This is a genomic window from Halomonas smyrnensis AAD6, from assembly GCF_000265245.1.
Taxonomy (GTDB): Bacteria; Pseudomonadota; Gammaproteobacteria; order Pseudomonadales; family Halomonadaceae; genus Halomonas; species Halomonas smyrnensis.
In genome coordinates, this window is sequence record NZ_AJKS02000002.1 from 405,752 (window position 1) to 432,029 (window position 26,278).

Here is a 26,278-nt window from a genome sequence, read left to right on the forward strand (position 1 = left end):
ACAAACCTGTTTCAGTCTTGACACTTTCGTCACGCCTCAATACATTCATTTAATTTTCAATATCTTATGTAGTAACAGCCGACGCCGAACCGCAAGGCGGGGTGCCAAGCCGATGTAACACTCGGCCATGCGTGAAAGAGAGGCTACAGGGGAGACGGCATGGAGAGACCGGCCTCGGCGGCCGGTCTCGGCGGGCACCTCAGCTCCAGTGCATATGCTCCTGGATCAGCCCGGCCAGGGTCTCGCCGGCGTTGTCCGCCGTGGTGTCCAGCCGCACGAGGTGGAAGCGTTCCTCGTCGGAGAAGGGTTCGAAGGCCGCCTGCTGATGCGACAGCACCGCCAGGCCTTCCTCGGCGGTCACCCCGTGGCGACCGGCCCGCTTGGTGATGCGACGGGTCAGGGTCGCCTGATCCGCCTCGAAGCTGACCATCAGCACCGGCAGGCCACGGCTCTCGGCCTGATGCCGCAGCCAGTCGCGCTGTGCCTGGGTCAGGCAGGTCGCGTCGATGCAGGCCGGCAGGCCGGCATCCAGCAGATGGCCGGCACACTGCGCCAGGCGCTGGTAGGTGCGCTCGGTGGCCGTCTCGCCGAAGATATCCACAGCCGCCTCGCCCTCCACGGCCTGTGGAGAAAGTCCATGCAGGCGACGGCGCTCGGCATAGGAGCTGACGCGCACGGCACCCAGCCGCGTGACCAGGTTGCGGGTGAAGCGGCTCTTGCCGCTGCCCGACACGCCCACCCCGATCACCAGCGGGGGGAAGCGGAACTCGGCATGGCGCTCCGCCAGTTCCAGGTAGCGCCGGCAGGCGGCCATGGTCTCCGCCCGCAGGGCAGGGCGCTCGTCGTCGCCCTCGGCCGCCTCCAGCCGGCGCAGGGCCCGCCGTGCGCCGGCCAGGCACTCGAGCACCCGGAACACCGACAGCAGCCGGGCGGCCTGATAGTCGCCGCTCAGCCGCAGGTAGGCATCCAGCGCCTGGCGCGCCAGCCGGGCCTCGTCGCGCACCTCGAGCCCCACCAGCAGCGAGGCCAGATCCGCGGCGGGATCCTGCACGACCTCGGCGCCGTGGCCCTGAAGGTCGCGGTCGATGGCGTTGGCCATCACCACGCGTCCCTCGTCCAGCAGGCGGCTGTCATGCTGCTCGCAGGCCCAGCTGCGCGCGACGACATGGGCCTCGCGCGCCTCGAGCACGGGTGCCAGACGGGCGAGGTTCTCGTCCAGCCAGCGGCTCAGGGCCTGCAGCCGCTGGCAGTCTTCATCGGCGGCGATCAGCGACGTCAGGGCCTGCGTCTCGGCGGCCACCCGCTGACGCACGGCCTGCTGCAGGGAATCGGCCGCATCGATGGCGTGATCGGCATGCCAGGCGCTCAGGCTCTCGACCAGCGTCTCGAGGGTGAAATCGCGGGTCGGACTTCCGGGGGCGTGTCGCTGGTTCATCGTTCTTCTCCGTTCACGCGGTCTTGTCGGGTGCCGTCAGTCCTGGCGCATGGCGGCAAAGGCCACCTCGGCCGCGTCCAGGGTCAGCTGGATGTCCTCGGGCGCATGGGCGCTGGACATGAAGCCGGCCTCGAAGGCGGAGGGCGCCATGTAGACGCCCTGCTCGAGCATGGCGGCAAAGAAGCGGCGGAAGGCGTCGCCATCGCAGGCGGTGGCCTGGGCAAAGTTGTCGACCCGGCTCTGGCCGGTGAAGAAGATGCCGAACATGCCGCCGGCCTGCTGGGTGATCATGTCGATGCCGGCGGCATCGGCCCGCTCCTGGAGGCCGTGGCACAGGGTCTCGACGCGCTGGCTGAGGGCGTCGTGGAAGCCCGGTTCGCGCAGCTTGGTGAGCAGGGCGATGCCCGCCGCCATGGCCAGCGGATTGCCGGCCAGGGTGCCGGCCTGATAGACGGGACCCAGCGGCGAGATGTTCTCCATGATGCCGCGGCGGCCGCCGAAGGCACCCACGGGCATGCCGCCGCCGACGATCTTGCCCAGGCAGGTCAGGTCGGGCTGGACGCCGTAGTGCGCCTGGGCACCGCCCATGGCGACGCGGAAGCCGGTCATCACCTCGTCGAAGATCAGCACGCTCTCGTGACGATCGCAGACCCGGCGCAGGGTCTCGAGGAAGCCGGGCTGCGGCGGGATGCAGTTCATGTTGCCGGCCACCGGCTCGACGATGATGCAGGCCACCTGGTCGCCGATCTCCTCGAAGCACTGCTCGACCGCGTCCGGATCGTTGTACGGCAGGGTCACGGTGTGCTCGGCCAGGGCCGCCGGCACGCCCGGCGAGCTGGGCTCGCCGTGGGTCAGGGCGCCGGAGCCGGCCTTGACCAGCAGCGAGTCGGAGTGGCCGTGGTAGTTGCCCTCGAACTTCACGATCTTGTCGCGTCCGGTATAGCCGCGGGCCAGGCGGATCGCCGACATGGTGGCCTCGGTGCCGGAGTTGACCATGCGCACCATCTCGATGCTGGGGATCATCTCGCAGATCAGGTCGGCCATGGTGGTCTCGATGGCCGTGGGCGTGCCGAAGGAGAGGCCGCTGTCGAGCCGCTCGCGCACCGCGCCGAGCACTTCCGGGTCGGCATGGCCGGTGATCATCGGCCCCCAGGAGCCGACGTAATCCACATAGCGCTTGCCCTCGACGTCGAACAGGTAGGCGCCCTGCGCCCGCTCCATGAACACCGGCGGACGTTCCAGGCCCTTGAAGGCGCGCACCGGCGAATTGACGCCTCCGGGGATGTGGCGGCAGGCCCGTTCGAAGAGCTGAGCGGATGTGGTCATGTCAACCTCATTTGCTGTTGAAAGTAAGCGTCGTATCGCGCCGGAGCCGCGCGGTCACGGCCTTCGGCCTGTGGATAATTCTCTGGACAAACTCTTGGCGAGCGGTGATTCCCCGGTGAACGTCGCCCATTGCCATCGAAGATGTCTCCGTCATGGCTCATTCTCGATGTTGAGACCGTGGATGACCAGCCCGGCGCCTAGGCGCCCTGCTCGAAGCGGGCCACCGGCAGCCGCCACAGGCGCCTCGGCAGCCACTGGCCGGCGGCGTCATCGGCCTCGTTTTCATCCCCCGGGCGCCAGCCATGGGCCAGGGTCTGCCAGGTGTAGTCCTGGGCCTGCTCACAGGCGACCACCAGCGATTCGCCCTGGGCCAGCCGGGAGGCCAGCGCCGAGGCCAGGGTGCAGCCGGAGCCGTGGAAGGTGCCGGACAGTCGCGGCCAGCGCCACTGGCGATCCCCGTCCGGCACGTGCAGCGTGTGCACCACCTGGTCCACCGGCGCCCGCGCCTCGGGCTCGTCGGTGCCGGTGACCAGCACCGCCTGGCAGCCCAGATGCATCAGTTCGACGACCCGCTCGGTGTCGTCGCCGCAGTCGGGGCCGGCCAGGCGGGCCAGCTCGCGGCGGTTGGGGGTGAGGATATCCACAAGGGGCAGCAGCCGTCGGCGGAAGGCTTCGACCAGAGCGGGTGTGGACAACTCATGCCCGCCGCCGGCCCTGAGCACCGGATCGACCACCACCGGCACGCCCGGGCGGCGCTTGATGATCTCCACCACCGCATCGAGGGCCGCCTCGGAGGTCAGCAGGCCGACCTTGATGGCGGTGATCTCGATGTCCTCCAGCGCGGCGGCGGCCTCGCGGATCAGCGCGGCGTCCACCGGCTGCACGGTCGCGACGTCGCGGCAGTTCTGCACCGTCAGTGCCGTGGGCACGGTCAGCGCCCAGCCGCCGCAGGCGGCCACCGCCTCGCTGTCGGCCACCAGGCCGGCGCCGCCGGTGGGATCGTGGCCGGCCAGCACCAGTACCGCCGGCAGGTGAGGGTGGGTCTGCGCCTCCCCAGCCATCAGAACGGCTTCAGCACGGCGAGCAGGACGACCAGCAGCAGGGCGACCACCGGCAGCTCGTTGAAGATCCGGAAATAGCGATGGCTGCGGGTACAGCGAGCGTCGGCGAACTGCTTCAGATAGATCAGGCACACGTGGTGATAGGCCACCAGCGCCGCCACCAGGGTCAGCTTGGCGTGCATCCAGCCCTGGGACAGCCAGCCGGGATTCAGCGCCAGCAGCCCGCCGCCGAACACCAGCACGGCGATCATCGAGGGCGTCATGATGCCCCGGTAGAGCTTGCGCTCCATGGTCTTGAAATACTCGATGGCCTGCGACTCACCACGGTCCCGGGCCATGGCGTGATAGACGTAGAGGCGCGGCAGATAGAACAGGGCGGCGAACCAGGTCACCACGGCCACCAGGTGCAGGGCCTTGATCCAGAGGTACATGTCGACTCCTAGCCGGGGGATGCATCGCTGTAGCGATAGTAACGCTCGATGGCGTCGCGGGTGATGATACCGGAAATCCGCTTCTGCTTCGGCCGATGCCCGTGCTCCACGTAGAGCGCATCGGCGTGCTTGGTATTGAGCCGCGAGAAGGCTTCGGAGAGCGTCGCCTGCAGGTGGATCGGTGCCAGGTCGAGGCGCTGGCCGGGAATCTCCAGCAGGTCCAGGCGGTCCTCCTTGTCGATCAGCTTGTCGGTCTCGTCGTGCTCGAGCATCCAGCGCGCCAGGTCGGCCGCCTTCAGCGCCAGGGTCGGCTTGGCGTCGCTGGAGCGCTCGATCATGATCCACACGGGGTTGGCCTCGAGCAGCGTGCTGGCCTGATCGAGCGTCACCCGGCGCCGCGTGCGCACCAGCGCACGCTCCATCACCGCCGGCACCGAGACCCGGTTGAGGGCCTGCATCAGTGGCTGCTGCAGCGGATGAAGGCCGTGGCGCGTCACGCTGATGAAGAAGCCGTCGCAGCCGCACAGCTGGCGCGAGGTCAGGCATGCCACCACCACCGCCAGCATGCCGGGCAGGATCAGGTTGGGATTGTGGGTCAGCTCCAGCAGCGCCATCAGCGCCGCCAGCGGCGCCTGCAGCACCGCCCCCATCATCGCGGCCATGCCCAGCATGGCGTAGACGGCCGGGCCGGCGGCGAGCTCGGGCATGAGCTGAGCGCCCAGCAGGCCGCACAGCGCGCCGGCCGCCCCGCCGGCCACCAGCACCGGGCCGATGATGCTCACCGGGATGCCGCAGGCCACGGCGAAGGCGGTGATCAGCAGCTTGCCGATGGCCACCGCCAGCAGCACGTCGAGGCTCAGCGAGCCGCCGATGGTCAGCCCCAGGGTGTCGTAGCCCATGCCCTGCACCTGGGGATACCACCAGGCCAGGACGCCGACCACGCCCCCGGCCAGGGCGAAGCGCGCGGCGAAGGGCACCCGCTTGAGGCGATCGCCGGCGCGGGCCACGCGCACGAAGCCGCCGGCCAGCAGGCCGATGCCCAGCGCGCTCAGCACGATCCAGGGCAGGTTGAGCAGCGATCCCAGGGCGATGCCGGTGCCCTCGAAGGGCAGCTCGAAGCCGAACACCGCCTGGGACACCACCGCTCCCATGGTCGAGGCCAGGATCACCGGCATGAAGCCGGTGATGGTGTATTCCATCATCACCACTTCCATGGCGAAGATCACGCCGGCGACCGGCGTGTGAAACGAGGCCGAGATGCCCGCCGCGGTGCCGCAGGCCACCAGCACGCGCAGGCTGTTGTGGGGCAGGCGCAGGCGCTGGCCGAGCCCGCTGCAGGCCGCCGCGCCCAGGTGGATGGCGGGCCCCTCGCGGCCCGCCGAGAGCCCGCCCAGCACCGAGATCAGCCCCACCCACCACTGGGTGAACCAGTTGCGTACCGGGAAGCGTCCCTGATGGTAGGTCAGCCGCTCGATCACGTGGGCGATGCCGATCTGCCGGCCGGCGGGCCGCAGCCACCACAGCCAGGCGCCGATCAGCGTCACCGCCAGCATCGGCAGCAGGGCACGGGTCAGCGGCGGCAGCGCCTCGAAGTTTTCGGGATTGTCATCCGGCAGGAAGGCCATGGCACCCAGCAACAGCGCCAGGCGAAACAGCACCATCAGGCCCCCGGTGATCAGGCCGGACACCAGCCCCAGCACACAGAGCTGGGGCAGGGCATCCACGCTGGCCAGCTGGCGGCGGAAACGGTCGAGACTAAAGCGGGGGAGTGGCAGACGCGGCAAGGTATCCTTCCTGTTCGGCCCCGGCCCCTATTTCAACCCGGGCCCGGCGAGGCTGGGTGGGAGCCCTTTCTCTTGTGTATCATATCCTCCCACCCAGGTCCCAGCGTCCACCATTGAGGAGCCCCATCGTGATCAAGGTCGGAATCGTCGGCGGCACCGGTTATACCGGCGTCGAACTGCTCAGGTTGCTGGCTCGCCATCCGGAGGTCAGCGTCGAGGCCATCACCTCGCGCAGCGAGTCCGGACTCGGTGTCAGCGAGCTGTACCCCAACCTGCGCGGCCACTATGACGAGCTGCGCTTCAGCGAGCCCGACCCGGCGCGTCTGGCGGCCTGCGATGCGGTATTCTTCGCCACGCCCCACGGCGTGGCCCACGCCCTGGCCGGGGAGCTGCTCGAGCGCGGCACCCGGGTCATCGACCTGTCGGCCGACTTCCGCCTGCGCGACGCCGACGAGTGGGCCGCCTGGTACGGCCAGCCCCACGGCGCGCCCGAGCTGCTCGAGGAAGCCGTCTATGGCCTGCCCGAGGTCAATCGCGAGCGTATCCGCCAGGCGCGCCTGATCGCCGTGCCCGGCTGCTACCCGACCGCCGTCCAGCTCGGCCTGCTGCCGCTGCTGGAGGCCGGCCTGATCGACGCCGGGCGCGTGATCGCCGACTGCAAGTCCGGCGTCACCGGCGCCGGCCGCGGCGCCAAGGTGCCGTCGCTGCTGGCCGAGGCCAGCGAATCGATGAAGGCCTACGGCGCCTCCGGCCACCGCCACCTGCCCGAGATTCGCCAGGGCCTGGGCGACGCCGCCAACGGCCCGGTGGGCCTGACCTTCGTGCCGCACCTGACGCCAATGATCCGCGGCATCCATGCCACCCTCTACGGGCGCCTCACCGGCGAGCCGGACGACCTGCAGGCGCTGTTCGAGCAGCGCTTCGCCGACGAGCCCTTCGTCGACGTCATGCCCGCGGGCAGCCACCCGGAGACGCGCAGCGTCAAGGGCGCCAACGTCTGCCGGATGGCCGTGCATCGCCCCGGCGACGGCGACACCGTGGTGGTGCTCTCGGTGATCGATAACCTGGTCAAGGGCGCCTCCGGCCAGGCCGTGCACAACCTCAACCTGATGTTCGGCCTCGACGAATTCGCCGGCCTCGACGCCCCGGCGATGATGCCCTGACCCCTCCTCCCCCAGGGCAATCGCTGCCAGGCTTGGCGAGGGGCGCCGGCGACAGGTCGAAGAGGGGGTTTTGGCCATGGATGGCCAAAGTAGCGCCCAGGGAGGGGTTCACAGCGCCCCTCGGAGACCTGTCCCCGGATCAGCCCCGAGCGGGCGCGATAGCTGCGATAGCCCTGTCCCACCTCCAATAGTTGACCCTTTTGCTAAGGGTTATGGATAATCGTCGTCCTGCACGACATTCATCGATTTCCGGGGAGGTCACCCATGAGCGGTGCCGCATCCTTCGTTCCTACCCCTCTGCTGCTCTCCGACAGCGCCAAGGCCCGTCTCAAGGCCCTCGGCGAGGCGGAAGGCAAGTCCGGGCTCACGCTGAGGGTCTACGTGACCGGCGGCGGCTGCTCCGGCTTCCAGTACGGCTTCGACCTCGCCGAAGACACCGCCGACGACGACACCCTGATCGAGTTCGGCGACGTGGCGCTGGTGGTCGACCCGCTCTCCTACCAGTACCTGGTCGGCTCCACGGTCGACTACGAGGAAGGCCTGGCCGGTGCGCGCTTCCTGATCCAGAACCCCAACGCCACCACCACCTGCGGCTGTGGCGCCTCCTTCATGGTCTGATCGCGAGCGTTGACGACCAGCCCCGCCGCAACATTTGCCGAGACTTGACGCTCTCACGGCAACTCGCCATGGTTGATTTGTACTCCACAACAAATCACTCCAATGGAGAAGCACATGAAGCGTCAATTCACGGTCGCCTCACTGGCGTCCTGTCTCGCCCTGGGCCTCGCCACCTCGGCCCACGCCCAGGAGACCCTGGACGTCGTCACCGATCCGAGCTTCGTGCCCTTCGAGATGATGGACCAGGAAACCGGCCAGATGGTCGGCTTCGACATGGACATCGTCGCCGAAGTCGCCGAGCGGGCCGGGTTCGAGTACAACCTGCGCACCATGGACTTCAACGGCATCATCCCCGCCGTCCAGACCGGTAACGTCGACATCGCCATCGCCGGCATCACCATCACCGACGAACGCGCCGAGATCGTCGACTTCTCCGATCCCTACTACGACAGCGGCCTGCGCCTGCTGGTCAACGCCGGCGACGACAGCATCCAGTCCATCGAGGACCTGGCAGGCAAGTCGGTCGGTACCAAGATCGGCTCCACCAGCTACGACTACCTCCAGGCAAACCTGGGCGAAGACGCCGACATCACCCCCTATCCGGGCTCCAGCGACATGTACATGGCACTGCTCGGCGGCAGCGTCGATGCGGTCTTCTACGACGCCCCCAACGTCGGCTACTTCTCCCAGACCCAGGGCGAGGGCCGGGCCAAGGTCGTCGGCCCGCTCTACGAGGGCCAGCAGTACGGCATCGTGCTGGTCAAGGGCAGCGACTGGGTCGAGCCCGTCAACGAGGCCCTGGCCTCGATGAAGGAAGACGGCACCTACGACGAGATCCACAGCAAGTGGTTCGGCAGCGCCAGCGGCGAGTAATCGTCGCCCCACGCCGGAACGGGGTCGGGTCACATGACCCGGCCCCGTTACATTTCGGCGCGTCACTCTCCCGCGCACCCTGACGGAGTTCCCACGTGGACGTCACCTTTCAATTCGACTGGCAGGCGGCCTTCGCCTCCATTCCCCATCTGCTGACGGGGATTCCCTATACGCTGCTGATCTCCTTCGCCGGCCTGGCGATCGGTTTCCTGATCGGCATCCTGTTCGGCCTGCTGCGCATCAGCCCGTCGCGCTGGCTGCGGGTACCCGCCGTGGCCTACATCGAGGTCTTCCGCGGTACCCCGGTGCTGGTGCAGGTGCTGTTCATCTTCTACGGCCTGCCACAGCTGCTCGGCGGTCCCATCAACGCCCTGGTGGCCGGCATCGCCGCCATCGCGGTCAACTCCGGGGCCTATATCTCGGAGATCGTCCGCGGCGGCGTGCAGTCCATCGAACGCGGCCAGCGCGAGGCGGGGCTGTCGCTGGGCCTGTCTCGGCAACAGACCTTCCGCTACATCATCTGGCCCCAGGCCCTGCGGCGCATGATCCCGTCGCTCGGCAACCAGGGCATCATCAGCATCAAGGACACCTCGCTGTTCTCGGTGATCGGCGTGGGCGAGCTGGTCCGCCAGGGCCAGGTCTACATCGCCACCACCTTCAACGCCCTGGAGGTCTATCTGATGGTGGCCATGCTGTACCTGGTCATCACCCTGTCGCTCTCCGCGGCGCTGCGCCTGCTCGAGCGCAAGGGCCTGGTCGGACAATGAAGGAAGACACGCACATGAACCAACCGACGTCCCCCTCCGGCGGCGAGCGCATCGTCCGCATGGAGAAGCTCAACAAGTCCTTCGGCGACCTGCACGTGCTGAAGAACATCGACCTCGAGGTCACCCCCGGCGAGGTGGTGGTGATCATCGGTGCCAGCGGCTCCGGCAAGTCGACCCTGATCCGCTGCATCAACGGCCTGGAGGAGTTCCAGCAGGGCGAGCTGGAGGTCGATGGCAATCCCCTCAAGCCCTACGGCAAGGCCACCCAGGCGCTGCAGAAGATCCGCACCGAGGTCGGCATGGTGTTCCAGCAGTTCAACCTGTTCCCGCATCTGAGCGTGCTGGACAACGTCACCCTGGCGCCGATGAAGGTGCGCGGCATGGACCACCGTGAGGCCACCGACACCGCCGAGCGCCTGCTCGACCGGGTCGGCATCGCCGACCAGGCCGCCAAGTATCCGACCCAGCTCTCCGGCGGCCAGCAGCAGCGCGTGGCCATCGCCCGGGCGCTGGCCATGGAGCCACGGCTGATGCTGTTCGACGAGCCGACCTCGGCGCTGGACCCGGAGATGATCGGCGAGGTGCTCGACGCCATGCGCGAGCTCGCCAACGAGGGCATGACCATGCTGATCGTCACCCACGAGATGGGCTTCGCCCGCGAGGTGGCCGACCGGGTGATCTTCATTCACAAGGGCGAGATCGCCGAGGAAGGCCCGCCCGAGACGATCTTCGATTCGCCTCAGGCCGAGCCCACCCGGCAGTTCCTGTCCCGGGTGCTCAAGCACTGACGAGCGCCGTTCATCTCGGCCTCAACGGCCCCTGTCGTCCGCGACAGGGGCCTTTTTTTGGCCGTTTTCGGCCTGTGGACAAGATTTTCCGCGATGGGCGGTCCAGCCGGGCCATGGCGGGGCTGGGGACAGATCGGGGTGGTTGTTCACAGCCGCGGTGACAAGCCCGGAAGAACTCCGTGGACAACCCGTGTCCGAGCCGGCTTGTGGGTAACCCGAGGGGTTACCCACAGCCCCCGAACATGCCCTCCGCAGGCGGTCCGCGCCTTGTCCTTGTTTCAGTCAACATTACAAGTTGTTGATAGATAAGTTGTAAAGCCGGTTATCCACGGAAAATGTCCACACCAGTAATCACTACCACAACAGAACTTCTTCTTTATCTATATGTTTTTTTATTTAAGTCTCGGCGGACGGAAAGCGGATTAGCCTGGAGGGTGTGGAAAACCCTGACGATTACCCACAAGAGGGTTATACTGGCGGGCTGATTCGACCCCTGAACCGCAACATTCGGCGCGACGGCGCCGATCGAGGTGAACCTTGGAGTACCCCGACCGCTTCGACGTCATCGTCATCGGCGGTGGCCATGCCGGGACCGAAGCCGCCCTGGCCTCGGCTCGCATGGGCTGCCGGACCCTGCTGCTGACCCACAACATCGAGACCCTCGGCCAGATGTCCTGCAATCCCGCCATCGGCGGGATCGGCAAGAGCCATCTGGTCAAGGAGATCGATGCGCTGGGCGGCGCCATGGGACTCGCCACCGACATGGGCGGCATCCAGTTCCGGGTACTCAATTCCCGCAAGGGTCCCGCCGTTCGCGCCACCCGCGCCCAGGCCGATCGTGTGCGCTACAAGGCGGCGATCCGCGGCATGCTGGAAAACCAGGCCAACCTGACGATCTTCCAGCAGGCCGCCGGCGACCTGATCGTCGACGGCGACACCGTGCGCGGCGTGGTCACCGAGACCGGCGTGCGCTTCATGGGCGAGACCGTGGTGCTGTGCACGGGCACCTTCCTCGGCGGGGTTATCCACATCGGGCTGGACAACAGCCGCGGTGGCCGGGCCGGCGATCCGCCCTCCAACGCCCTGGCCGAGCGCCTGCGCGCGCTGCCGTTCCGCGTCGATCGTCTGAAGACCGGCACCCCGCCGCGCATCGATGCCAAGAGCGTGGACTTCTCGATGCTCGAGGAGCAGCCGGGCGATACCCCGACGCCGGTGATGTCTTATCTCGGCAGCCGCGAGATGCACCCGCGCCAGATCAGCTGCCATATCGCCCAGACCAACGAGCGCAGCCACGAGATCATCCGCGCCAACCTCGATCGTTCGCCGATGTTCTCCGGCAGCATCGAGAGCGTCGGGCCGCGCTACTGCCCGTCCATCGAGGACAAGGTGCATCGCTTCGCCGACAAGGCGAGCCACCAGATCTTCATCGAGCCGGAAGGCCTGGATACCCACGAGCTGTATCCCAACGGCATCTCGACCTCGCTGCCATTCGACGTCCAGCTGCAGGTCGTGCGCTCGATGAAGGGCCTGGAGAACGCCCACATCACCCGTCCGGGCTACGCCATCGAGTACGATTTCTTCGATCCGCGAGACCTCAAGCACTCGCTGGAGACGAAATTTATCCACAACCTGTTCTTCGCCGGGCAGATCAACGGCACCACCGGCTACGAGGAGGCCGGCGCCCAGGGGCTGCTGGCCGGCCTCAACGCGGCCCGTCGAGCCAGCGGGCTCGAGGCCTGGTGGCCGCGGCGCGACGAGGCCTACCTCGGCGTGCTGGTCGACGACCTGATCACCCTGGGCACCAAGGAGCCCTACCGGATGTTCACCTCGCGGGCGGAATATCGCCTGCTGCTGCGCGAGGACAATGCCGACCTGCGACTCACCGAAGCCGGCCGTGGCCTGGGCCTGATCGATGACCGCCGCTGGGCCGCCTTCAGCGCCAAGCGCGAGGGCATCGAGGCCGAGAGCGCGCGCCTCAAGGCCAGCTGGGTGCAGCCCGGCACCGAGGCCGCCGGTCGCGTGGCCGAGAAGACCGGCCAGCCCCTGGCCCGCGAATACAACCTGCTGGACCTGCTCAAGCGTCCGGAGCTCGGCTACGGCGACGTGGCGGGCCTGGTCGGCGAGCCGGTCGAGGACGATCGCGTCGCCGAACAGGTGCAGATCCAGGCCAAGTACCAGGGCTACATCGATCGTCAGCAGGACGAGATCGACAAGCTCAAGCGCCACGAGGCCACCCGGCTGCCCGACGACTTCGACTACGAGCAGGTCGAGGGGCTGTCCAACGAGATCCGCCAGAAGCTCATCGAGACGCGCCCCGAGACCCTGGCCCAGGCCGGTCGTATCTCCGGCGTGACCCCGGCGGCGGTCTCGATTCTGCTGATCCACCTCAAGAAGCGACGCCTGCTGGACGACACCCGAGTGGCCAACGGATGACCCCGAACGATACGATCCTGAACGACCGCCTCGAGCGCGGCCTGGCCGAGCTCGGCCTCGACGTGGCGGCGGATCGCCGCGAGCGGCTGGTGGCCCTGGTGGGCCTGTTGCACAAGTGGAATCGCGCCTATAACCTCACCGCGGTACGCGATCCCGAGGAGATGGTCGCTCGGCACGTGCTCGACAGCGCCGCCGTGCTGCCCTTCGTGACCGGTCCGAGCCTGCTCGATGTGGGCGCCGGCCCGGGCCTGCCGGGGCTGGTGCTGGCGATTCTCGCGCCCGAGCTCGACGTCACGCTGCTCGACAGCAACGGCAAGAAGGTGCGCTTCCAGCGTCAGGCGGTGATGGAGCTGGGCCTTGCGCGGGTCACGCCCGTGCAGGCCCGGGTGGAGGCCTTCGAGGCCCCCGCCGGCGGCTTCGATCAGGTCATCTCGCGGGCCTTCGCCAGCCTCGAGGACTTCCTCGCCCTCAGCCGGGAGCTGCCGGGGAAGGGCGGTCAGTGGCTGGCGATGAAGGGGCCCGCCGTGGAGGACGAGCTCGCCGGCCTGCCGGAAGGGATCGCGGCGGTGGCCCGCCATACGCTGAGGGTGCCCTTCTCGGTCGGCGATCGCCGCCTGGTGATCCTCGAGCGCGCCCCCGGCGAGCGCTGAGCCGCCCCCGGGGAGCCCGCCGGGCGCCGCCGTGAACCCTGTCTCCCAACGCAAGGATGTCGTCGTGACCAAGATTATCGCCTTGACCAACCAGAAGGGTGGCGTGGGCAAGACCACCTCCGCCGTCAATCTGGCCGCCAGCCTGGCCTCCCTGGAGCGCCGCGTGCTGCTGGTCGATCTGGATCCCCAGGGCCACGCCACCATGGGCAGCGGCGTCGACAAGCACTCCCTCGACGGCAGCGTGCTCGACGTGCTGCTGGGCGAGAAGCGTGCCACCGAGGTGATCCTGGACTGCCCCGAGGCCGGCTACGCGCTGCTGCCCGGCAACGGCGACCTGACCGCCGCCGAGGTCGAGCTGCTCGACCGCGAGGAAGGGCGCGAGCAGGGCCTGGTCAAGGCGCTGGGCGAGGTCGCCGGCGAATACGACGTGGTGCTGATCGACTGCCCGCCGTCGCTCAACATGCTGACCGTCAACGGCCTGACCGCCGCCGACGGCGTGCTGATCCCGCTGCAGTGCGAGTTCTACGCCCTCGAAGGGCTCTCGGCGCTGCTCGATACCGTTGAGCAGATCAAGGCCAGCGTGAACCCCGGCCTCGAGATCCATGGCATCCTGCGGACCATGTTCGACGGCCGCAACAGCCTGACCCGCGACGTCAGCAAGCAGCTCCGCGACTACTTCGGCGACGCCCTGCTCAAGACCACCATCCCGCGCAACGTGCGGGTCGCCGAGGCGCCCAGCCACGGCCTGCCGGTCACCAAGTACGCCCGCTTCTCGCGGGGCAGCCAGGCACACCGGGTGCTGGCCAAGGAACTGATTCGCCGCCTGTCGCTGTAGCCGACACCGTTTGGTGCTTACCGATGAGGGGAACTCGATGACGCGCAAACAACGCGCTCTGGGACGCGGGCTGGATGCCCTGATCGGCGCCGGCGCCCGCCGCCGCGAAAGCCTGGATCTGCCCGGGGCAGAAGAGGCGCCGGAGGAGGGCGAGCTCAACGGCGCCGAGCCGATGGCCCCCGCCGCCGACGAGCGGCTCGAGCGCCTGCCGCTTGGCCAGCTGTCCCGCGGCAAGTACCAGCCGCGCCGCGACATCCAGCCCGAGGCCCTCGAGGAGCTGGCCGACTCGATTCGCGCCCAGGGCGTGATGCAGCCGATCGTGGTGCGGCCGATCGGCGAGCAGCGCTACGAGATCATCGCCGGTGAACGGCGCTGGCGGGCCGCGCAGCTGGCCGAGCTCGACGTCATTCCGGCGGTGATCCGCGAGGTCACCGACGAGGTCGCCCTGGCCCTGGCCCTGATCGAGAACATCCAGCGCGAGAACCTCAATCCCATCGAGGAGGCGCTGGCGCTCAAGCGGCTGCTCGACGAGTTCGAACTGACCCAGCAGCAGGCCGCCGACGCGGTGGGCCGTTCCCGGGCCCAGGTGGCCAACCTGCTGAGGCTGCTGGCGCTGGACCCCGAGGTGCAGACGCTGCTCGAGCGCGGCGATCTGGACATGGGGCATGCCCGGGCGCTGCTGGCGCTGTCCGGCCCCAAGCAGCGCCAGGCCGCCCACGAGGTGGTCAACAAGGACCTCACGGTGCGCGCCACCGAGGCGCTGGTGAAGCGACTCGCCGAGGGACAGCCGGCCAAGGCCGAGGCGCCGGCCGCGAGCCCCGATGTGGCGCGTCTGGAATCGCGCCTCGGGGACCTGCTCGGCGCGCCGGTGAAGATCCAGCACGGCCGCGGCGGCAAGGGGCGAGTGACCATTCGCTATTCGAGCCTCGATGAGCTGGACGGCATTCTCGGCCATATCAAGTAGCCCCAATTAGGGTGCTAAACGGTTTGTCGAAACTTATCGACTTTTAGTCGTAAGCTGGGGCGTTTTCGCGCGATATCGGCCCGCGATCGGTTGAAGGCATCGAGGGGGTTCCCTATAATCGCGCCGGGCTCGCCATTGGCTACCGCGAACGGCGGCGCGAGGAAACGGGACGCCGACGTCGGCCCCAATGTCGGCAACGTGCACGGAGATCCCATGGCAGCCAGGTACAGGCGCCCGATTCTCGGATGGTTGATGGCCGCGCAGGTTGCTATGCTCGGTGCGCTGTCCGGCCTGGGATGGCTCCTGGGGAGCCCGGGAGACGCGGTCTCGATCCTGCTGGGCGGCGGTGTGGCGCTGATCGCCAACGGCTACTTCGCCTGGCGAATGTTTCGTCATCGGGGCGGCCGCCAGGCGCGCCGGATGGTGAGCGGCCTCTATCGTGCGGAGGCGGGAAAGTTTGGTTTGACGGTGGCTCTGTTCGCGATGGTGTTCATCGCAGTGCCCCCCTCAAATCATGCTTTATTCTTTGGCGTTTATGTGGTGATGCTGTTCGTTCACTGGCTGGCCGCCTGGCTGGGCACGCGACCATTACCCCACTGAAATCGAGGCAGCTCATGGCAGGCAATAACCCGACTCCTGTGGAGTATATCCAGCACCATCTGCAAAACCTGACATATGGCTACCACCCCGAGAACGGTTGGTCCATCGCGCACTCCGCGGGCGAGGCTCAGGAGATGGGGTTCTGGGCCATTCACCTGGATACCATGGGCTGGTCGCTGGCCATGGGCGCGCTGTTCATCTGGCTGTTCCGCAAGGTCGGCAAGGCCGCGACCACCGGCGTGCCCGGCAAGCTGCAGAACGCCATCGAAATGGTCTTCGAGTTCATCGAATCCACCGTGCGCGGCGCCTTCAAGGGCAAGAACCCGCTGATCGCGCCGATCGCGCTGACGCTGTTCGTGTGGATCTTCCTGATGAACCTGCTCAAGCTGGTGCCGGTCGATTTCGCCCCCGCCCTGTTCGCCCGCTTCGGGGTCGAGTACATGAAGCTCGTACCGACCACCGATCCCAATGCCACCCTGGGCATGGCGCTGGGCGTGTTCTGCCTGATCATCTACTACAGCATCAAGGTCAAGGGCCTCGGAGGGTTCGCCAAGGAACTGTCGCTGACGCCTTTCAACCACTGGCTGCTGATCCCCTTCAACCTGGTGATGGAACTCATTGGCCTGCTCGTCAAGCCGCTCAGCCTTGGCCTGCGTCTCTTCGGTAACATGTTTGCCGGCGAGGTGATCTTCATCCTGATCGCCCTGCTGCCGTTCTGGGTGTCCTGGACCCTCAACGTTCCCTGGGCCATCTTCCACATCCTGGTCATCACCTTGCAGGCGTTCATCTTCACCGTCCTGACGGTGGTCTACCTGAACGCTGCTCACGAGCATCACTGAATCGCGTAATACCCGATAAACCCTTGAAACTTAACCTCAACTCGTAAGGAGTATCATCATGGAACTCGTCTACATCGCCGCTTCCCTCATGATCGGCCTGGGCGCTCTGGGTACTGGTATCGGCTTCGCTCTGCTGGGCGGCAAGCTGCTCGAGACCACCGCTCGCCAGCCGGAGCTGGGCAACCAGCTGCAGACCAAGACCTTCCTGATGGCCGGCCTGCTGGACGCCGTGCCGATGATCGGCGTTGGTATCGCGATGTACCTGATCTTCGTCGTCGCCGGCTAACGATTGGCATACCGAGCGCGCTGCGCTCGGTTTGCTTGTTTCCGGTCGCCACGAATCTGTCAGAGGTACGCCCCTGTGAATATCAACATGACGCTTATCGGACAGATGATCGCCTTCGCGATCTTCGTCTGGTTTTGCACCAAGTACGTGTGGCCGCCGATCAGCAACGCGCTCCATGAGCGCCAGAAGAAGATCGCCGATGGCCTGGATGCTGCCAGCCGTGCTTCTCGCGACCTCGAACTGGCCGAACAGCAGGCCAGCGAGACCCTGCGTGAAAGCAAGGAGCAAGCGGCCGAGATCCTGGAACAGGCCCACAAGCGGTCCACCCAGATGATCGACGAGGCGCGCGACCAGGCCCGCCAGGAAGGCGAGCGCATGATCGCCCAGGCCAAGTCCGAGATCGACCAGGAAGTGAACCGCGCGAAGGAAGAGCTGCGTGGTCAGGTCTCGCGGCTCGCCATCGTCGGTGCCGAGCGAGTCCTGGAAGCCTCCATCGACGAGAAGCAGCACGGCAAGCTCGTTGACCAACTTGCCGAAGAGCTTTGAGGAGGAGGTGACCCATGGCGGAACTGTCTACCGTCGCTCGCCCCTACGCCAAGGCGGCCTTCGAACACGCCGTCGGACGTAAGGCGCTCGAGGACTGGTCCGGCATGCTCACCACCGTGGCGCATGTCGTCGAAGACGACGACATGCGCCGTCGAGTGCTGGGCAACCCGCGACTCTCCAGCGCACAGAAGGTGGATGCGATCGTCGAGATCTGCGGCGATGCCGTCGACGACGACGTGCGCAACTTCCTGCGTCTGGTCGGACAGCAGGGTCGCCTGACGGCCCTGCCGGTCATCGCCGAGCAATTCGAGCTGCTCAAGGCCCAGCAGGAGAAGCGCATGGACGTCGACATCGTCTCTGCCTTCCCGCTGGACGAAGCGCAGCAGGACAAGCTCGCGAGCGCGCTGGCCAAGCGTCTGAACCGCGAAATCTCCATTACCACTCAGGTGGATTCCACCCTCCTGGGAGGCGTCATCCTGCGCGCCGGCGACACCGTCATCGACGGGTCGGTGCGCGGTCGACTGAACCGCCTCCACGAGGCCCTTTCCGCCTGAGTCTGAGGGACATGGCATGCAGCAACTGAATCCTTCCGAGATCAGCGACATCATCAAGCAGCGTATCGAGAAGCTGGATGTCGCGACCGAAGCCCGCAACCAGGGCACCATCGTCAGCGTGTCTGACGGTATCGTGCAGATCCACGGCCTCACCGACGCGATGTTCGGCGAGATGATCGAGTTCCCCGGCGGCATCTACGGCATGACGCTGAACCTCGAGCGCGACAGCGTCGGCGCCGTGGTGCTGGGCGACTACCTGCAGCTCGAAGAGGGCATGACCGCCCAGTGCACCGGCCGCATCCTCGAGGTGCCGGTGGGCCCCGAGCTGCGCGGTCGCGTGGTCGATGCCCTGGGTAACCCGATCGACGGCAAGGGCGAGCTCGGCACCGACAAGACCGACGCGGTGGAAAAGGTCGCCCCGGGCGTCATCACCCGTCAGTCCGTCGACCAGCCGATCCAGACCGGCTTCAAGTCCATCGACGCCATGGTGCCGATCGGCCGCGGCCAGCGTGAGCTGATCATCGGCGACCGCCAGATCGGCAAGACCGCGATCGCCATCGACGCGATCATCAACCAGAAAGGCACCGGCGTCACCTGTGTCTACGTGGCCATCGGTCAGAAGCAGTCGACCATCGCCAACGTGGTGCGCAAGCTCGAAGAGCACGGCGCCATGGAGCACACCATCGTGGTCGCCGCCGGCGCCGCCGACCCGGCCCCGATGCAGTTCCTGGCCGCCTACTCCGGCTGCACCATGGGCGAGTACTTCCGCGATCGCGGTGAAGACGCCATGATCGTCTATGACGATCTGTCCAAGCAGGCCGTGGCCTATCGTCAGGTCTCGCTGCTGCTGCGTCGTCCGCCGGGCCGTGAAGCCTTCCCGGGTGACGTCTTCTATCTCCACTCCCGTCTGCTCGAGCGCGCCGCGCGCGTCAACGCCGACTACGTCGAGAAGTTCACCGACGGCGAAGTCAAGGGCAAGACCGGCTCGCTGACCGCGCTGCCGATCATCGAGACCCAGGGTGGCGACGTCTCCGCGTTCGTGCCGACCAACGTGATCTCCATCACCGACGGTCAGATCTTCCTCGAGACCGATCTGTTCAACTCGGGCATCCGTCCGGCCATCAACGCCGGTCTCTCGGTGTCTCGTGTCGGCGGCTCCGCCCAGACCAAGATCGTCAAGAAGCTCGGCGGCAGCGTGCGTCTGGCCCTGGCCCAGTACCGCGAGCTGGCGGCCTTCGCCCAGTTCGCCTCCGACCTGGACGAGGCCACCCGCAAGCAGCTGGAGCACGGTCAGCGCGTCACCGAGCTGATGAAGCAGAACCAGTACGCGCCGATGTCCGTGGCCGAGATGGCCGTCTCCCTGTATGCCGCCAACGAGGGCTACCTGGAAGACGTCGAGGTCAACAAGGTGCTGGACTTCGAACGTGCCCTGCAGGACTACATGAAGGCCGAGCACGCCGAGCTGCTCGACAAGATCAATGAGTCCGGCGACTACAGCGACGACATCAAGAGCGGCCTCAAGGCCGGTCTCGACAAGTTCAAGGCCACTCAGAGCTGGTGACCCCGCCGGCCCGCTCCCCCCGGGGAGCGGGCCCTGGAGCTTTCTGAGGGCCACGAACGGAGTAGATCGCTATGGCAGCTGCAAAAGAGATACGCACCAAGATCGGCAGCATCAAGAACACGCAGAAGATCACCAGTGCCATGGAGATGGTCGCTGCGTCGAAGATGCGCAAGGCGCAGGACCGGATGAAGGCCAGCCAGCCCTACGCCCAGCAGATCCGCAAGGTGGTCGGCCACGTCGCCGACGCCAACCCCGAGTACAAGCATCCGTGGATGCTGGATCGCGAGGTCAAGCGGGTCGGCTACATCGTGGTGTCGAGTGACCGCGGCCTGTGCGGTGGCCTGAACGTCAACATGTTCAAGGCCGTCGTCAAGGAGGCCAAGGCCTGGCGCGACAACGGCGCCGAGCTGGATTTCTGCGCATTGGGCAGCAAGGCCACCAGCTTCTTCCGCAAGTACGGCGGCAGCCTGGTCGCGGCCAAGAGCGGCCTGGGCGAGGCGCCGGAAGCCGACGAGCTGATCGGCAGCGTGAAGGTGATGCTGGACGCCTACGACGAGGGCAAGCTGGATCGTCTGTACGTGGTGTTCAACGAATTCGTCAACACCATGACGCAGAAGCCGGTGGTTCGCCAACTGCTGCCCCTGTCGCCCGAGATGGGTGCCGAAGAGCAGAACGAAGAAAACAAGCGTCCCGGAAACTGGGACTACCTGTATGAGCCGGATGCCAAGGAGCTGCTGGACAGCTTGCTCGTGCGTTTCGTCGAGGCGCAGGTCTATCAGGCGGTGGTCGAGAACGTGGCCTGCGAACAGGCCGCGCGGATGATCGCCATGAAGAGTGCCACCGACAATGCCGGCAATCTGATCGACGACCTGGAGCTGGTGTACAACAAGGCCCGTCAGGCGGCCATTACCCAGGAAATCTCCGAGATCGTCGGTGGCGCCGCCGCCGTATAACGCCGAGGAAGGGCGAATCCCTTCCGGCAACCGGGTTTCATTTGCAGGTATTTGAGAGGAACCAAGATGAGCGGACGTATCGTACAAATCATCGGCGCGGTGATTGACGTAGAGTTTCCGCGGGACGATGTTCCCAAGGTCTACGACGCGCTGAAGGTCTCGGATGCCGAGACCGTTCTCGAAGTCCAGCAGCAGCTGGGCGACGGCGTGGTGCGCACCATCGCCATGGGCTCCACCGAGGGCCTCAAGCGTGGCATGGACGTCACCAACACCCAGGCCGCCATCTCCGTGCCGGTCGGCAAGGAGACCCTGGGTCGGATCATGAACGTGCTCGGCGAGCCCATCGACGAGGCGGGCGAGATCGGCGAAGAAGAGCGCATGCCGATCCACCGCAAGGCACCGGGCTACGCCGACCAGGCCGCCACCAGCGAGCTGCTGGAGACCGGCATCAAGGTCATCGACCTGGTGTGCCCGTTCGCCAAGGGCGGCAAGGTCGGCCTGTTCGGCGGCGCCGGCGTCGGCAAGACCGTCAACATGATGGAGCTGATCCGCAACATCGCCACCGAGCACAGCGGTTACTCCGTGTTCGCCGGTGTCGGTGAGCGTACCCGTGAGGGCAACGACTTCTATCACGAGATGCAGGAGTCCAACGTTCTCGACAAGGTGTCGCTGGTCTACGGCCAGATGAACGAGCCGCCCGGGAACCGTCTGCGCGTGGCCCTGACCGGCCTGACCATCGCCGAGAAGTTCCGCGATGAAGGCCGCGACGTGCTGCTGTTCGTCGACAACATCTACCGCTACACCCTGGCCGGTACCGAGGTGTCCGCACTGCTGGGCCGCATGCCCTCCGCGGTGGGTTACCAGCCGACCCTGGCCGAGGAGATGGGCGTCCTGCAGGAGCGCATCACCTCCACCAAGACCGGCTCCATCACCTCCGTGCAGGCGGTGTACGTGCCCGCGGACGACCTGACCGACCCGTCCCCGGCCACCACCTTCTCGCACCTCGACGCGACCGTGGTACTGGCACGTTCCATCGCCGAGCTGGGTATCTACCCGGCCATCGACCCGCTGGATTCCACCTCTCGTCAGCTGGATCCGCTGGTCGTCGGCGAGGAGCACTACAAGACCGCCCGCGGCGTGCAGGGCGTGCTGCAGCGCTACAAGGAGCTCAAGGACATCATCGCCATCCTGGGCATGGACGAGCTGTCCGACGAGGACAAGCTGGCCGTGTCTCGGGCGCGTAAGATCCAGCGCTTCCTGTCGCAGCCGTTCTTCGTCGCCGAGGTCTTCACCGGCGCTCCCGGCAAGTACGTGTCGCTGAAGGAAACCATCCGTGGCTTCCAGGGCATCCTCGACGGCGAGTACGACGAGCTGCCGGAGCAGGCCTTCTACATGGTCGGCACCATCGACGAGGCCGTCGAGAAAGCCAACCAGATGAAGTAATCCCTCCACCTGGGAGACGTCATCATGACGAAAACCTTCAAGTGCGAGATCGTCAGCGCCGAGGCGTCGATCTTCTCCGGCGAAGCCGAGCATGTCGTGGCGGCCGGTCGCGCGGGGGATCTCGGGGTATTGGCGGGGCATACGCCGCTGCTCACCGAACTGGCCCCCGGCCCGGTGCGCATCGTCCGTGGCGGAGGTGAAGAGGATCACTTCTATGTCTCGGGCGGCTTCCTCGAGGTCCAGCCCGAGGTCGTCACCGTGCTCGCCGATACCGCCGTGCGCGCCGACGACCTGGACGAGGCCGCCGCCGAGGAGGCCCGCCAGCAGGCCCTCAAGGCGATGCAGGACAAGTCCGCCGAGATGGACTACACCCGCGCCACGGCCGAACTGGCCGAGGCCGCGGCCCAGCTGCGGACCATCCAGCAGCTGCGTCGCAAGGTGGGTCGCAGCAGCTAAGGCTGTGCGCCCCCGCCTCGTGCGATGACAGCGCCCCCGACTCGGTCGGGGGCGCTTTTTTATGGGCGATCCCCCGCAAGAGACGACGGTGCGGTGAATCGCCGCCCGGCGTGGGCATCACCGGCCGCCGTTTAGGATCCCGCCGATCACTGGCGGCCGACGCCTAGAACGGTGCCGGACGGGTGGGCGTCGCTGCGTCAGTGGTGGGAAGGCCTGGTCGGCGTCTGATCGGGCCGCCTTCCGATAGGGGAAGCTGACGCCCTCCACGCCCTGTGCGATCATGTTGCCCCCTGGCCCGGCCGGGGGGCGTTTTCGTTCGCGCCGGCACAGGGAGGACAAGATCATGCCGCTCAGCGATGCCCTGAATCGCCACAAGGAAGGCCTGCTTGCCGCCCTCGAAGCGGATGATCGCGCGCGCCTGAGCGCCCAGTTGCCGGAGCTGCGCTCCGCGGACATCGCCGAGATCCTCCAGGATCTGCTCGAACGCGAGCAGGAGCTGCGCGCCCGCGCGCTGCTCGACCGCCTGCCGCTGGAGCGGCGTGCCAACGTGATGGGCTATCTGCATGGCGAGGAGCAGCTGGCGATCGTCGCGGGCATGGGCGACGACCGCCTTCAGGCGGTGCTCGAGGAGATGGGGGGCGACGAGCGTGCCGACCTGTTCAAGGTCCTCGACGACGATCGCCGCGAGGCGCTGCTCAGGCGCATGGCGCATCAGGAGCGCGAGGAGCTCAAGCGCCTGGCCAGCTACGAGGAAGGCACCGCCGGCGCGCTGATGACCTCCGACTACGTGGCCATTCCCGCCGGGATGACGGTGTCCCGGGCGATGATGCGGGTGCGCCAGACCGCGCCGGACGCCGAGACGGTCTACCAGCTCTACGTGATCGACCCCGAGGGTCGCCTGGCCGGCACCATGTCGCTGCGCCAGCTGATGGTGGCGCGGCCCGGGGCCCGGGTCGACGACATGATGATCCATGACGTCATCCATACCTCGGTGGACACGCCTCAGGAGGAGGTCGCCCGGATCGTGGCCCGCTACGACCTGCTGGCCCTGCCGGTGGTCGACGAGATGCGTCGGCTGGTCGGCATCGTCACCCACGATGATGCCCTCGACGTGGTGGAATCCGAGGCCACCGAGGATTTCCACAAGGGGATGTCGATCGGCGCGCTGGAGGGCGGCGTCAGCCGGGTGCCGCTGCTGAGCCTGTATCGCAAGCGGGTGACCTGGCTGGTGCTGCTGGTGTTCGGCAACCTGCTCTCCGGGGCCGGTATCGCCCACTACGAGGCGACCATCTCGGCCCAGGTGACGCTGGTGTTCTTCCTGCCGCTGCTGATCGGCAGCGGCGGCAACGCCGGCGCCCAGGCGGCCACCCTGACGGTGCGCGGCATGGCCACCGGCGACGTCGGGGTGCGCGACTGGGGCAAGCTGTTCGGCCGCGAGCTGCTGGTGGCCGGCTCGCTGGGGCTGACCATGGCGCTCGCCGTGGCGCCGATCGGCGTGTTCCGCGGCGGCGAGGCGGTGGCCATGGTGGTCGCGGTCAGCATGATCGTCATCGTGCTGGTCGGCAGCCTGCTGGGCCTGTGCCTGCCCTTTGTGCTCGACCGCCTGGGCTGGGACCCGGCCACGGCCTCGGCGCCGTTGGTCACGACCCTGATCGATGCCACCGGGGTGCTGATCTACTTCGGCATCGCCACCATGGTGCTGCCCGTCGGGTAAGGGAACGCCAACACGAAGGGCGGGTCAGTATGCCCTCGTGACGTTTATATCTCCTTGAATTCGCTTGATTGAGACCGACCATGGATTGGCTACAGATCGTTGTGCTTTCTCTCGTCCAGGGGCTGACCGAGTTCCTGCCCGTTTCCAGCTCCGCACACCTGATCCTGGTGCCGGTCTTCTCCGACTGGCCCGATCAGGGGCTGGCCTTCGACGTGGCCCTGCACCTGGGCAGCCTGATGGCGGTGGTGCTCTACTTCCGCCACGAGCTGGTGACCATGACGGCCAGCTGGGGGCGCAGCGTCGCCGGCCGCGGCACCGACGACGATGCCCGCCTGGCCTGGTGGGTGATCCTGGCGACGATACCGGTGTGCGTGGTGGGGCTGGCCTTCCAGGACGTCATCTCGGAGGTGATGCGCTCGCCGCTGGTGCTGGCCGGTGGCCTGATCGTCTTCGGCGTGGTGCTGGGCATCGCCGACTGGCGCCATCGCGGCACCCGCAGCGAGTATCGCATGAGCGGCCGCGATGCCCTGTGGATCGGCCTGGCCCAGGCGCTGGCGCTGATTCCCGGCACCTCGCGCTCGGGCATCACCATGACCGCGGCGCTGGTGCTCGGCCTGTCGCGGGAGGCGGCGGCACGCTTCTCCTTCCTGCTGTCGATTCCGGTGATCGTGCTGGCCGGCGGTCTGGAGGCCCTGGAACTGGCTCAGGCGTCGGTGCCGGTGGCCTGGGGCGATCTGGCGGCGGGCACCGTGCTCTCCGGTATCAGCGCCTACCTGTGCATTCATTTCTTCCTGGTCTTCATCCGCCGCATCGGCATGCAGCCCTTCGTGGCCTATCGACTGATCCTGGGTATTGCCCTGATCTGGCTGTTCGGCTGAGGAAGCACTGATTTATTGCTGCGCTTGATATCCTGGTCGCCGGCGGTGCCGGGGCGCCGGTCCGATCGGAATCCTCATGTAGCAGGCTACACTCCGGTTCCTGCGCTCCGGCGGCAACCAGCCTCTCTTCGCTCGCGACATAAATCAGCGCATCCTTTTTGTTTATTTGTTGGAGGATTCATGCCACTCCCACGTCTTCGCTTCGCCTTCGTGACGCTGATGCTGATCGTCCTGCTGGCCGGCTGCTCCGAGCGAACGCTCGAGACGCCGGTCACGCTCGAGGGCGATATCTTCGGCACCTTCTACCAGGTGACGCTGGCCGACCCGATCACCGCCGAGCGCCGCGACGAGCTCGAGGCGGGCATCCTCGACGAGCTCGAGGGCGTCGATGCCTCGATGTCCACCTACCGCGACGACGCCGAGCTGGTGGCCTTCGATCACGCCCCGCTGGGCGAGTGGCAGGCGCTCTCCGCGTCATTGATCGAGGTGCTGTCGATCGCCCGTCGGGTGGGCGAGGCCAGCAACGGCGCCTTCGACGTCACCGTGGGCGGGCTGGTCAACCTGTGGAGCTTCGGCCCCGAGGCGAGGCCGCGCGAGGTGCCGGGAGACGCCCTGATCGAGCAGCGCCTCGCCGAGGTCGGCATGGACACCCTGGAGATCGATGCGGATCAGCGGCGGGCGCGTCGCCTCAAGGACGTGTTCGTGGACCTCTCCGGCGTGGCCAAGGGCTACGCCACCGATCGGGTGGCGGCCTATCTGGCCTCCCAGGGCCTCGACAACTATCTGGTCAACATCGGTGGCGAGCTCGAGGTGGCCGGCCATCGCGACGGCGAGGCCGAGCCCTGGCGCATCGGCGTCGAGATTCCCCGCGACGGTCGGCCCCGGGCCAAGTACGTGCTGCCGCTGGAGGACACCTCGGTGGCCACCTCCGGCGACTATCGCAACTACTTCGAGGAAGACGGCCGGCGCTACTCTCATACCATCGATCCGCGCACCGGCCGACCGATCCGGCATCGCATGGCCTCGGTGACGGTGGTGGACGATTCCAATGCCCGTGCCGACGCCTGGGCCACCGCCATGTCGGTACTCGGCGAGGACGAGGGCATGGCGCTGGCCGTCGAACATGACCTGGCGGTGATGATGCTGGTGCGCAACGCCGCCGACGACGACTGGGTCAGCCTGGCGAGCCCGGCCTTCGCGGCCCGCTTCGGCCGCGACCGGCTCGAGGAGATGGGCATCGAGGTGATGGACGAGCCGGTGGCCGGCGTGGCGGCCGAGGGGCCCTAGGCACTAGAATGGCCTGATTCAATGATGGATCGA

General features: G+C 67.1%; 26 protein-coding genes. 21 read left to right on the forward strand and 5 right to left on the reverse strand.

Translation table 11 applies throughout. The features are described 5' to 3' along the window. Positions 1–199 precede the first annotated feature (199 nt). The 5 genes from UYS_RS0203950 to UYS_RS0203975 form a co-directional block, all read right to left on the reverse strand. Entirely contained in the window at positions 200–1,435 is a 1,236-nt protein-coding gene (locus UYS_RS0203950; RefSeq protein ID WP_016854197.1) for a bifunctional aminoglycoside phosphotransferase/ATP-binding protein, read from the reverse strand. A gap of 36 nt (positions 1,436–1,471) precedes the next feature. Next, positions 1,472–2,761, reverse strand: a complete 1,290-nt coding sequence (gene hemL, locus UYS_RS0203955; protein WP_016854198.1) for a glutamate-1-semialdehyde 2,1-aminomutase — start codon at positions 2,759–2,761, stop codon at positions 1,472–1,474. Between the two features lie 197 nt (positions 2,762–2,958). Further along, positions 2,959–3,822: a bifunctional hydroxymethylpyrimidine kinase/phosphomethylpyrimidine kinase gene (gene thiD / locus UYS_RS0203965; RefSeq protein ID WP_016854200.1), complete on the reverse strand. Its 864-nt coding sequence runs from the start codon at positions 3,820–3,822 to the stop codon at positions 2,959–2,961. Continuing rightward, positions 3,822–4,253, reverse strand: coding sequence for a protoporphyrinogen oxidase HemJ (hemJ, locus tag UYS_RS0203970; protein WP_016854201.1), 432 nt, complete (start codon positions 4,251–4,253; stop codon positions 3,822–3,824). The genes thiD and hemJ overlap by 1 nt, the downstream gene beginning before the upstream one ends. Positions 4,254–4,261: 8 nt before the next feature. Then, positions 4,262–6,037, reverse strand: a complete 1,776-nt coding sequence (locus UYS_RS0203975) for a chloride channel protein (protein WP_016854202.1) — start codon at positions 6,035–6,037, stop codon at positions 4,262–4,264. Positions 6,038–6,165: 128 nt separating this feature from the next. Here UYS_RS0203975 and argC point away from each other — a divergent pair, with 128 nt between their 5' ends. The 21 genes from argC (at position 6,166) to UYS_RS0204080 (ending at position 26,245) form a co-directional block, all read left to right on the forward strand. Further along, positions 6,166–7,200: an N-acetyl-gamma-glutamyl-phosphate reductase gene (gene argC, locus UYS_RS0203980; RefSeq protein ID WP_016854203.1), complete on the forward strand. Its 1,035-nt coding sequence runs from the start codon at positions 6,166–6,168 to the stop codon at positions 7,198–7,200. Positions 7,201–7,464: 264 nt separating this feature from the next. Beyond that, complete coding sequence (erpA, locus tag UYS_RS0203985; RefSeq protein ID WP_016854204.1) at positions 7,465–7,818, forward strand: iron-sulfur cluster insertion protein ErpA; 354 nt, start codon at positions 7,465–7,467, stop codon at positions 7,816–7,818. A gap of 114 nt (positions 7,819–7,932) precedes the next feature. Then, positions 7,933–8,691 carry a transporter substrate-binding domain-containing protein gene (locus UYS_RS0203990; RefSeq protein ID WP_016854205.1) on the forward strand — a complete coding sequence of 253 codons (759 nt, stop codon included), beginning with the start codon at positions 7,933–7,935 and terminating at the stop codon, positions 8,689–8,691. A gap of 95 nt (positions 8,692–8,786) precedes the next feature. Further along, a complete protein-coding gene (locus UYS_RS0203995; RefSeq protein ID WP_016854206.1) occupies positions 8,787–9,458 on the forward strand; it encodes an amino acid ABC transporter permease in 672 nt (223 codons plus the stop codon). A 14-nt stretch (positions 9,459–9,472) separates the two neighbouring features. Beyond that, positions 9,473–10,246, forward strand: a complete 774-nt coding sequence (locus UYS_RS0204000) for an amino acid ABC transporter ATP-binding protein (protein ID WP_016854207.1) — start codon at positions 9,473–9,475, stop codon at positions 10,244–10,246. Positions 10,247–10,783: 537 nt separating this feature from the next. Further along, positions 10,784–12,679, forward strand: a complete 1,896-nt coding sequence (gene mnmG, locus UYS_RS0204005; RefSeq protein ID WP_016854208.1) for a tRNA uridine-5-carboxymethylaminomethyl(34) synthesis enzyme MnmG — start codon at positions 10,784–10,786, stop codon at positions 12,677–12,679. Beyond that, the gene (gene rsmG, locus UYS_RS0204010) at positions 12,676–13,329 is read left to right on the forward strand and encodes a 16S rRNA (guanine(527)-N(7))-methyltransferase RsmG (RefSeq protein ID WP_016854209.1); all 654 of its coding nucleotides are present in this window, start codon (positions 12,676–12,678) and stop codon (positions 13,327–13,329) included. Before mnmG ends, rsmG begins: the two co-directional genes overlap by 4 nt. A 64-nt stretch (positions 13,330–13,393) precedes the next feature. Further along, positions 13,394–14,164 (forward strand): ParA family protein, encoded by a 771-nt coding sequence (locus tag UYS_RS0204015; protein WP_016854210.1) that lies wholly within the window; start codon positions 13,394–13,396, stop codon positions 14,162–14,164. Between the two features lie 37 nt (positions 14,165–14,201). Then, complete coding sequence (locus UYS_RS0204020; RefSeq protein WP_016854211.1) at positions 14,202–15,128, forward strand: ParB/RepB/Spo0J family partition protein; 927 nt, start codon at positions 14,202–14,204, stop codon at positions 15,126–15,128. Positions 15,129–15,380: 252 nt separating this feature from the next. Next, a complete protein-coding gene (locus UYS_RS0204025; RefSeq protein WP_237738419.1) occupies positions 15,381–15,728 on the forward strand; it encodes an ATP synthase subunit I in 348 nt (115 codons plus the stop codon). Positions 15,729–15,742: 14 nt separating this feature from the next. After that, complete coding sequence (gene atpB, locus UYS_RS0204030; RefSeq protein ID WP_026068331.1) at positions 15,743–16,567, forward strand: F0F1 ATP synthase subunit A; 825 nt, start codon at positions 15,743–15,745, stop codon at positions 16,565–16,567. Positions 16,568–16,625: 58 nt separating this feature from the next. Continuing rightward, entirely contained in the window at positions 16,626–16,853 is a 228-nt protein-coding gene (atpE, locus tag UYS_RS0204035) for a F0F1 ATP synthase subunit C (RefSeq protein ID WP_016854214.1), read from the forward strand. Positions 16,854–16,928: 75 nt separating this feature from the next. Further along, on the forward strand, positions 16,929–17,399 hold the full coding sequence (locus UYS_RS0204040; protein WP_026068332.1) for a F0F1 ATP synthase subunit B: 471 nt from the start codon (positions 16,929–16,931) through the stop codon (positions 17,397–17,399). A gap of 14 nt (positions 17,400–17,413) precedes the next feature. Beyond that, complete coding sequence (locus UYS_RS0204045) at positions 17,414–17,953, forward strand: F0F1 ATP synthase subunit delta (RefSeq protein WP_016854216.1); 540 nt, start codon at positions 17,414–17,416, stop codon at positions 17,951–17,953. A gap of 16 nt (positions 17,954–17,969) precedes the next feature. After that, entirely contained in the window at positions 17,970–19,514 is a 1,545-nt protein-coding gene (gene atpA, locus UYS_RS0204050) for a F0F1 ATP synthase subunit alpha (protein ID WP_016854217.1), read from the forward strand. Positions 19,515–19,585: 71 nt separating this feature from the next. Then, entirely contained in the window at positions 19,586–20,467 is an 882-nt protein-coding gene (gene atpG / locus UYS_RS0204055; RefSeq protein WP_016854218.1) for a F0F1 ATP synthase subunit gamma, read from the forward strand. Between the two features lie 66 nt (positions 20,468–20,533). After that, positions 20,534–21,910 carry a F0F1 ATP synthase subunit beta gene (gene atpD, locus UYS_RS0204060; RefSeq protein WP_016854219.1) on the forward strand — a complete coding sequence of 459 codons (1,377 nt, stop codon included), beginning with the start codon at positions 20,534–20,536 and terminating at the stop codon, positions 21,908–21,910. A gap of 24 nt (positions 21,911–21,934) precedes the next feature. Beyond that, the gene (locus UYS_RS0204065; RefSeq protein WP_016854220.1) at positions 21,935–22,366 is read left to right on the forward strand and encodes a F0F1 ATP synthase subunit epsilon; all 432 of its coding nucleotides are present in this window, start codon (positions 21,935–21,937) and stop codon (positions 22,364–22,366) included. A gap of 343 nt (positions 22,367–22,709) precedes the next feature. After that, a complete protein-coding gene (gene mgtE / locus UYS_RS0204070) occupies positions 22,710–24,080 on the forward strand; it encodes a magnesium transporter (RefSeq protein WP_016854221.1) in 1,371 nt (456 codons plus the stop codon). 80 nt (positions 24,081–24,160) lie between these two features. Then, on the forward strand, positions 24,161–24,958 hold the full coding sequence (locus tag UYS_RS0204075) for an undecaprenyl-diphosphate phosphatase (protein WP_016854222.1): 798 nt from the start codon (positions 24,161–24,163) through the stop codon (positions 24,956–24,958). 180 nt (positions 24,959–25,138) lie between these two features. Continuing rightward, the gene (locus UYS_RS0204080; protein WP_016854223.1) at positions 25,139–26,245 is read left to right on the forward strand and encodes an FAD:protein FMN transferase; all 1,107 of its coding nucleotides are present in this window, start codon (positions 25,139–25,141) and stop codon (positions 26,243–26,245) included. The last annotated feature ends 33 nt before the right edge of the window (positions 26,246–26,278 follow it).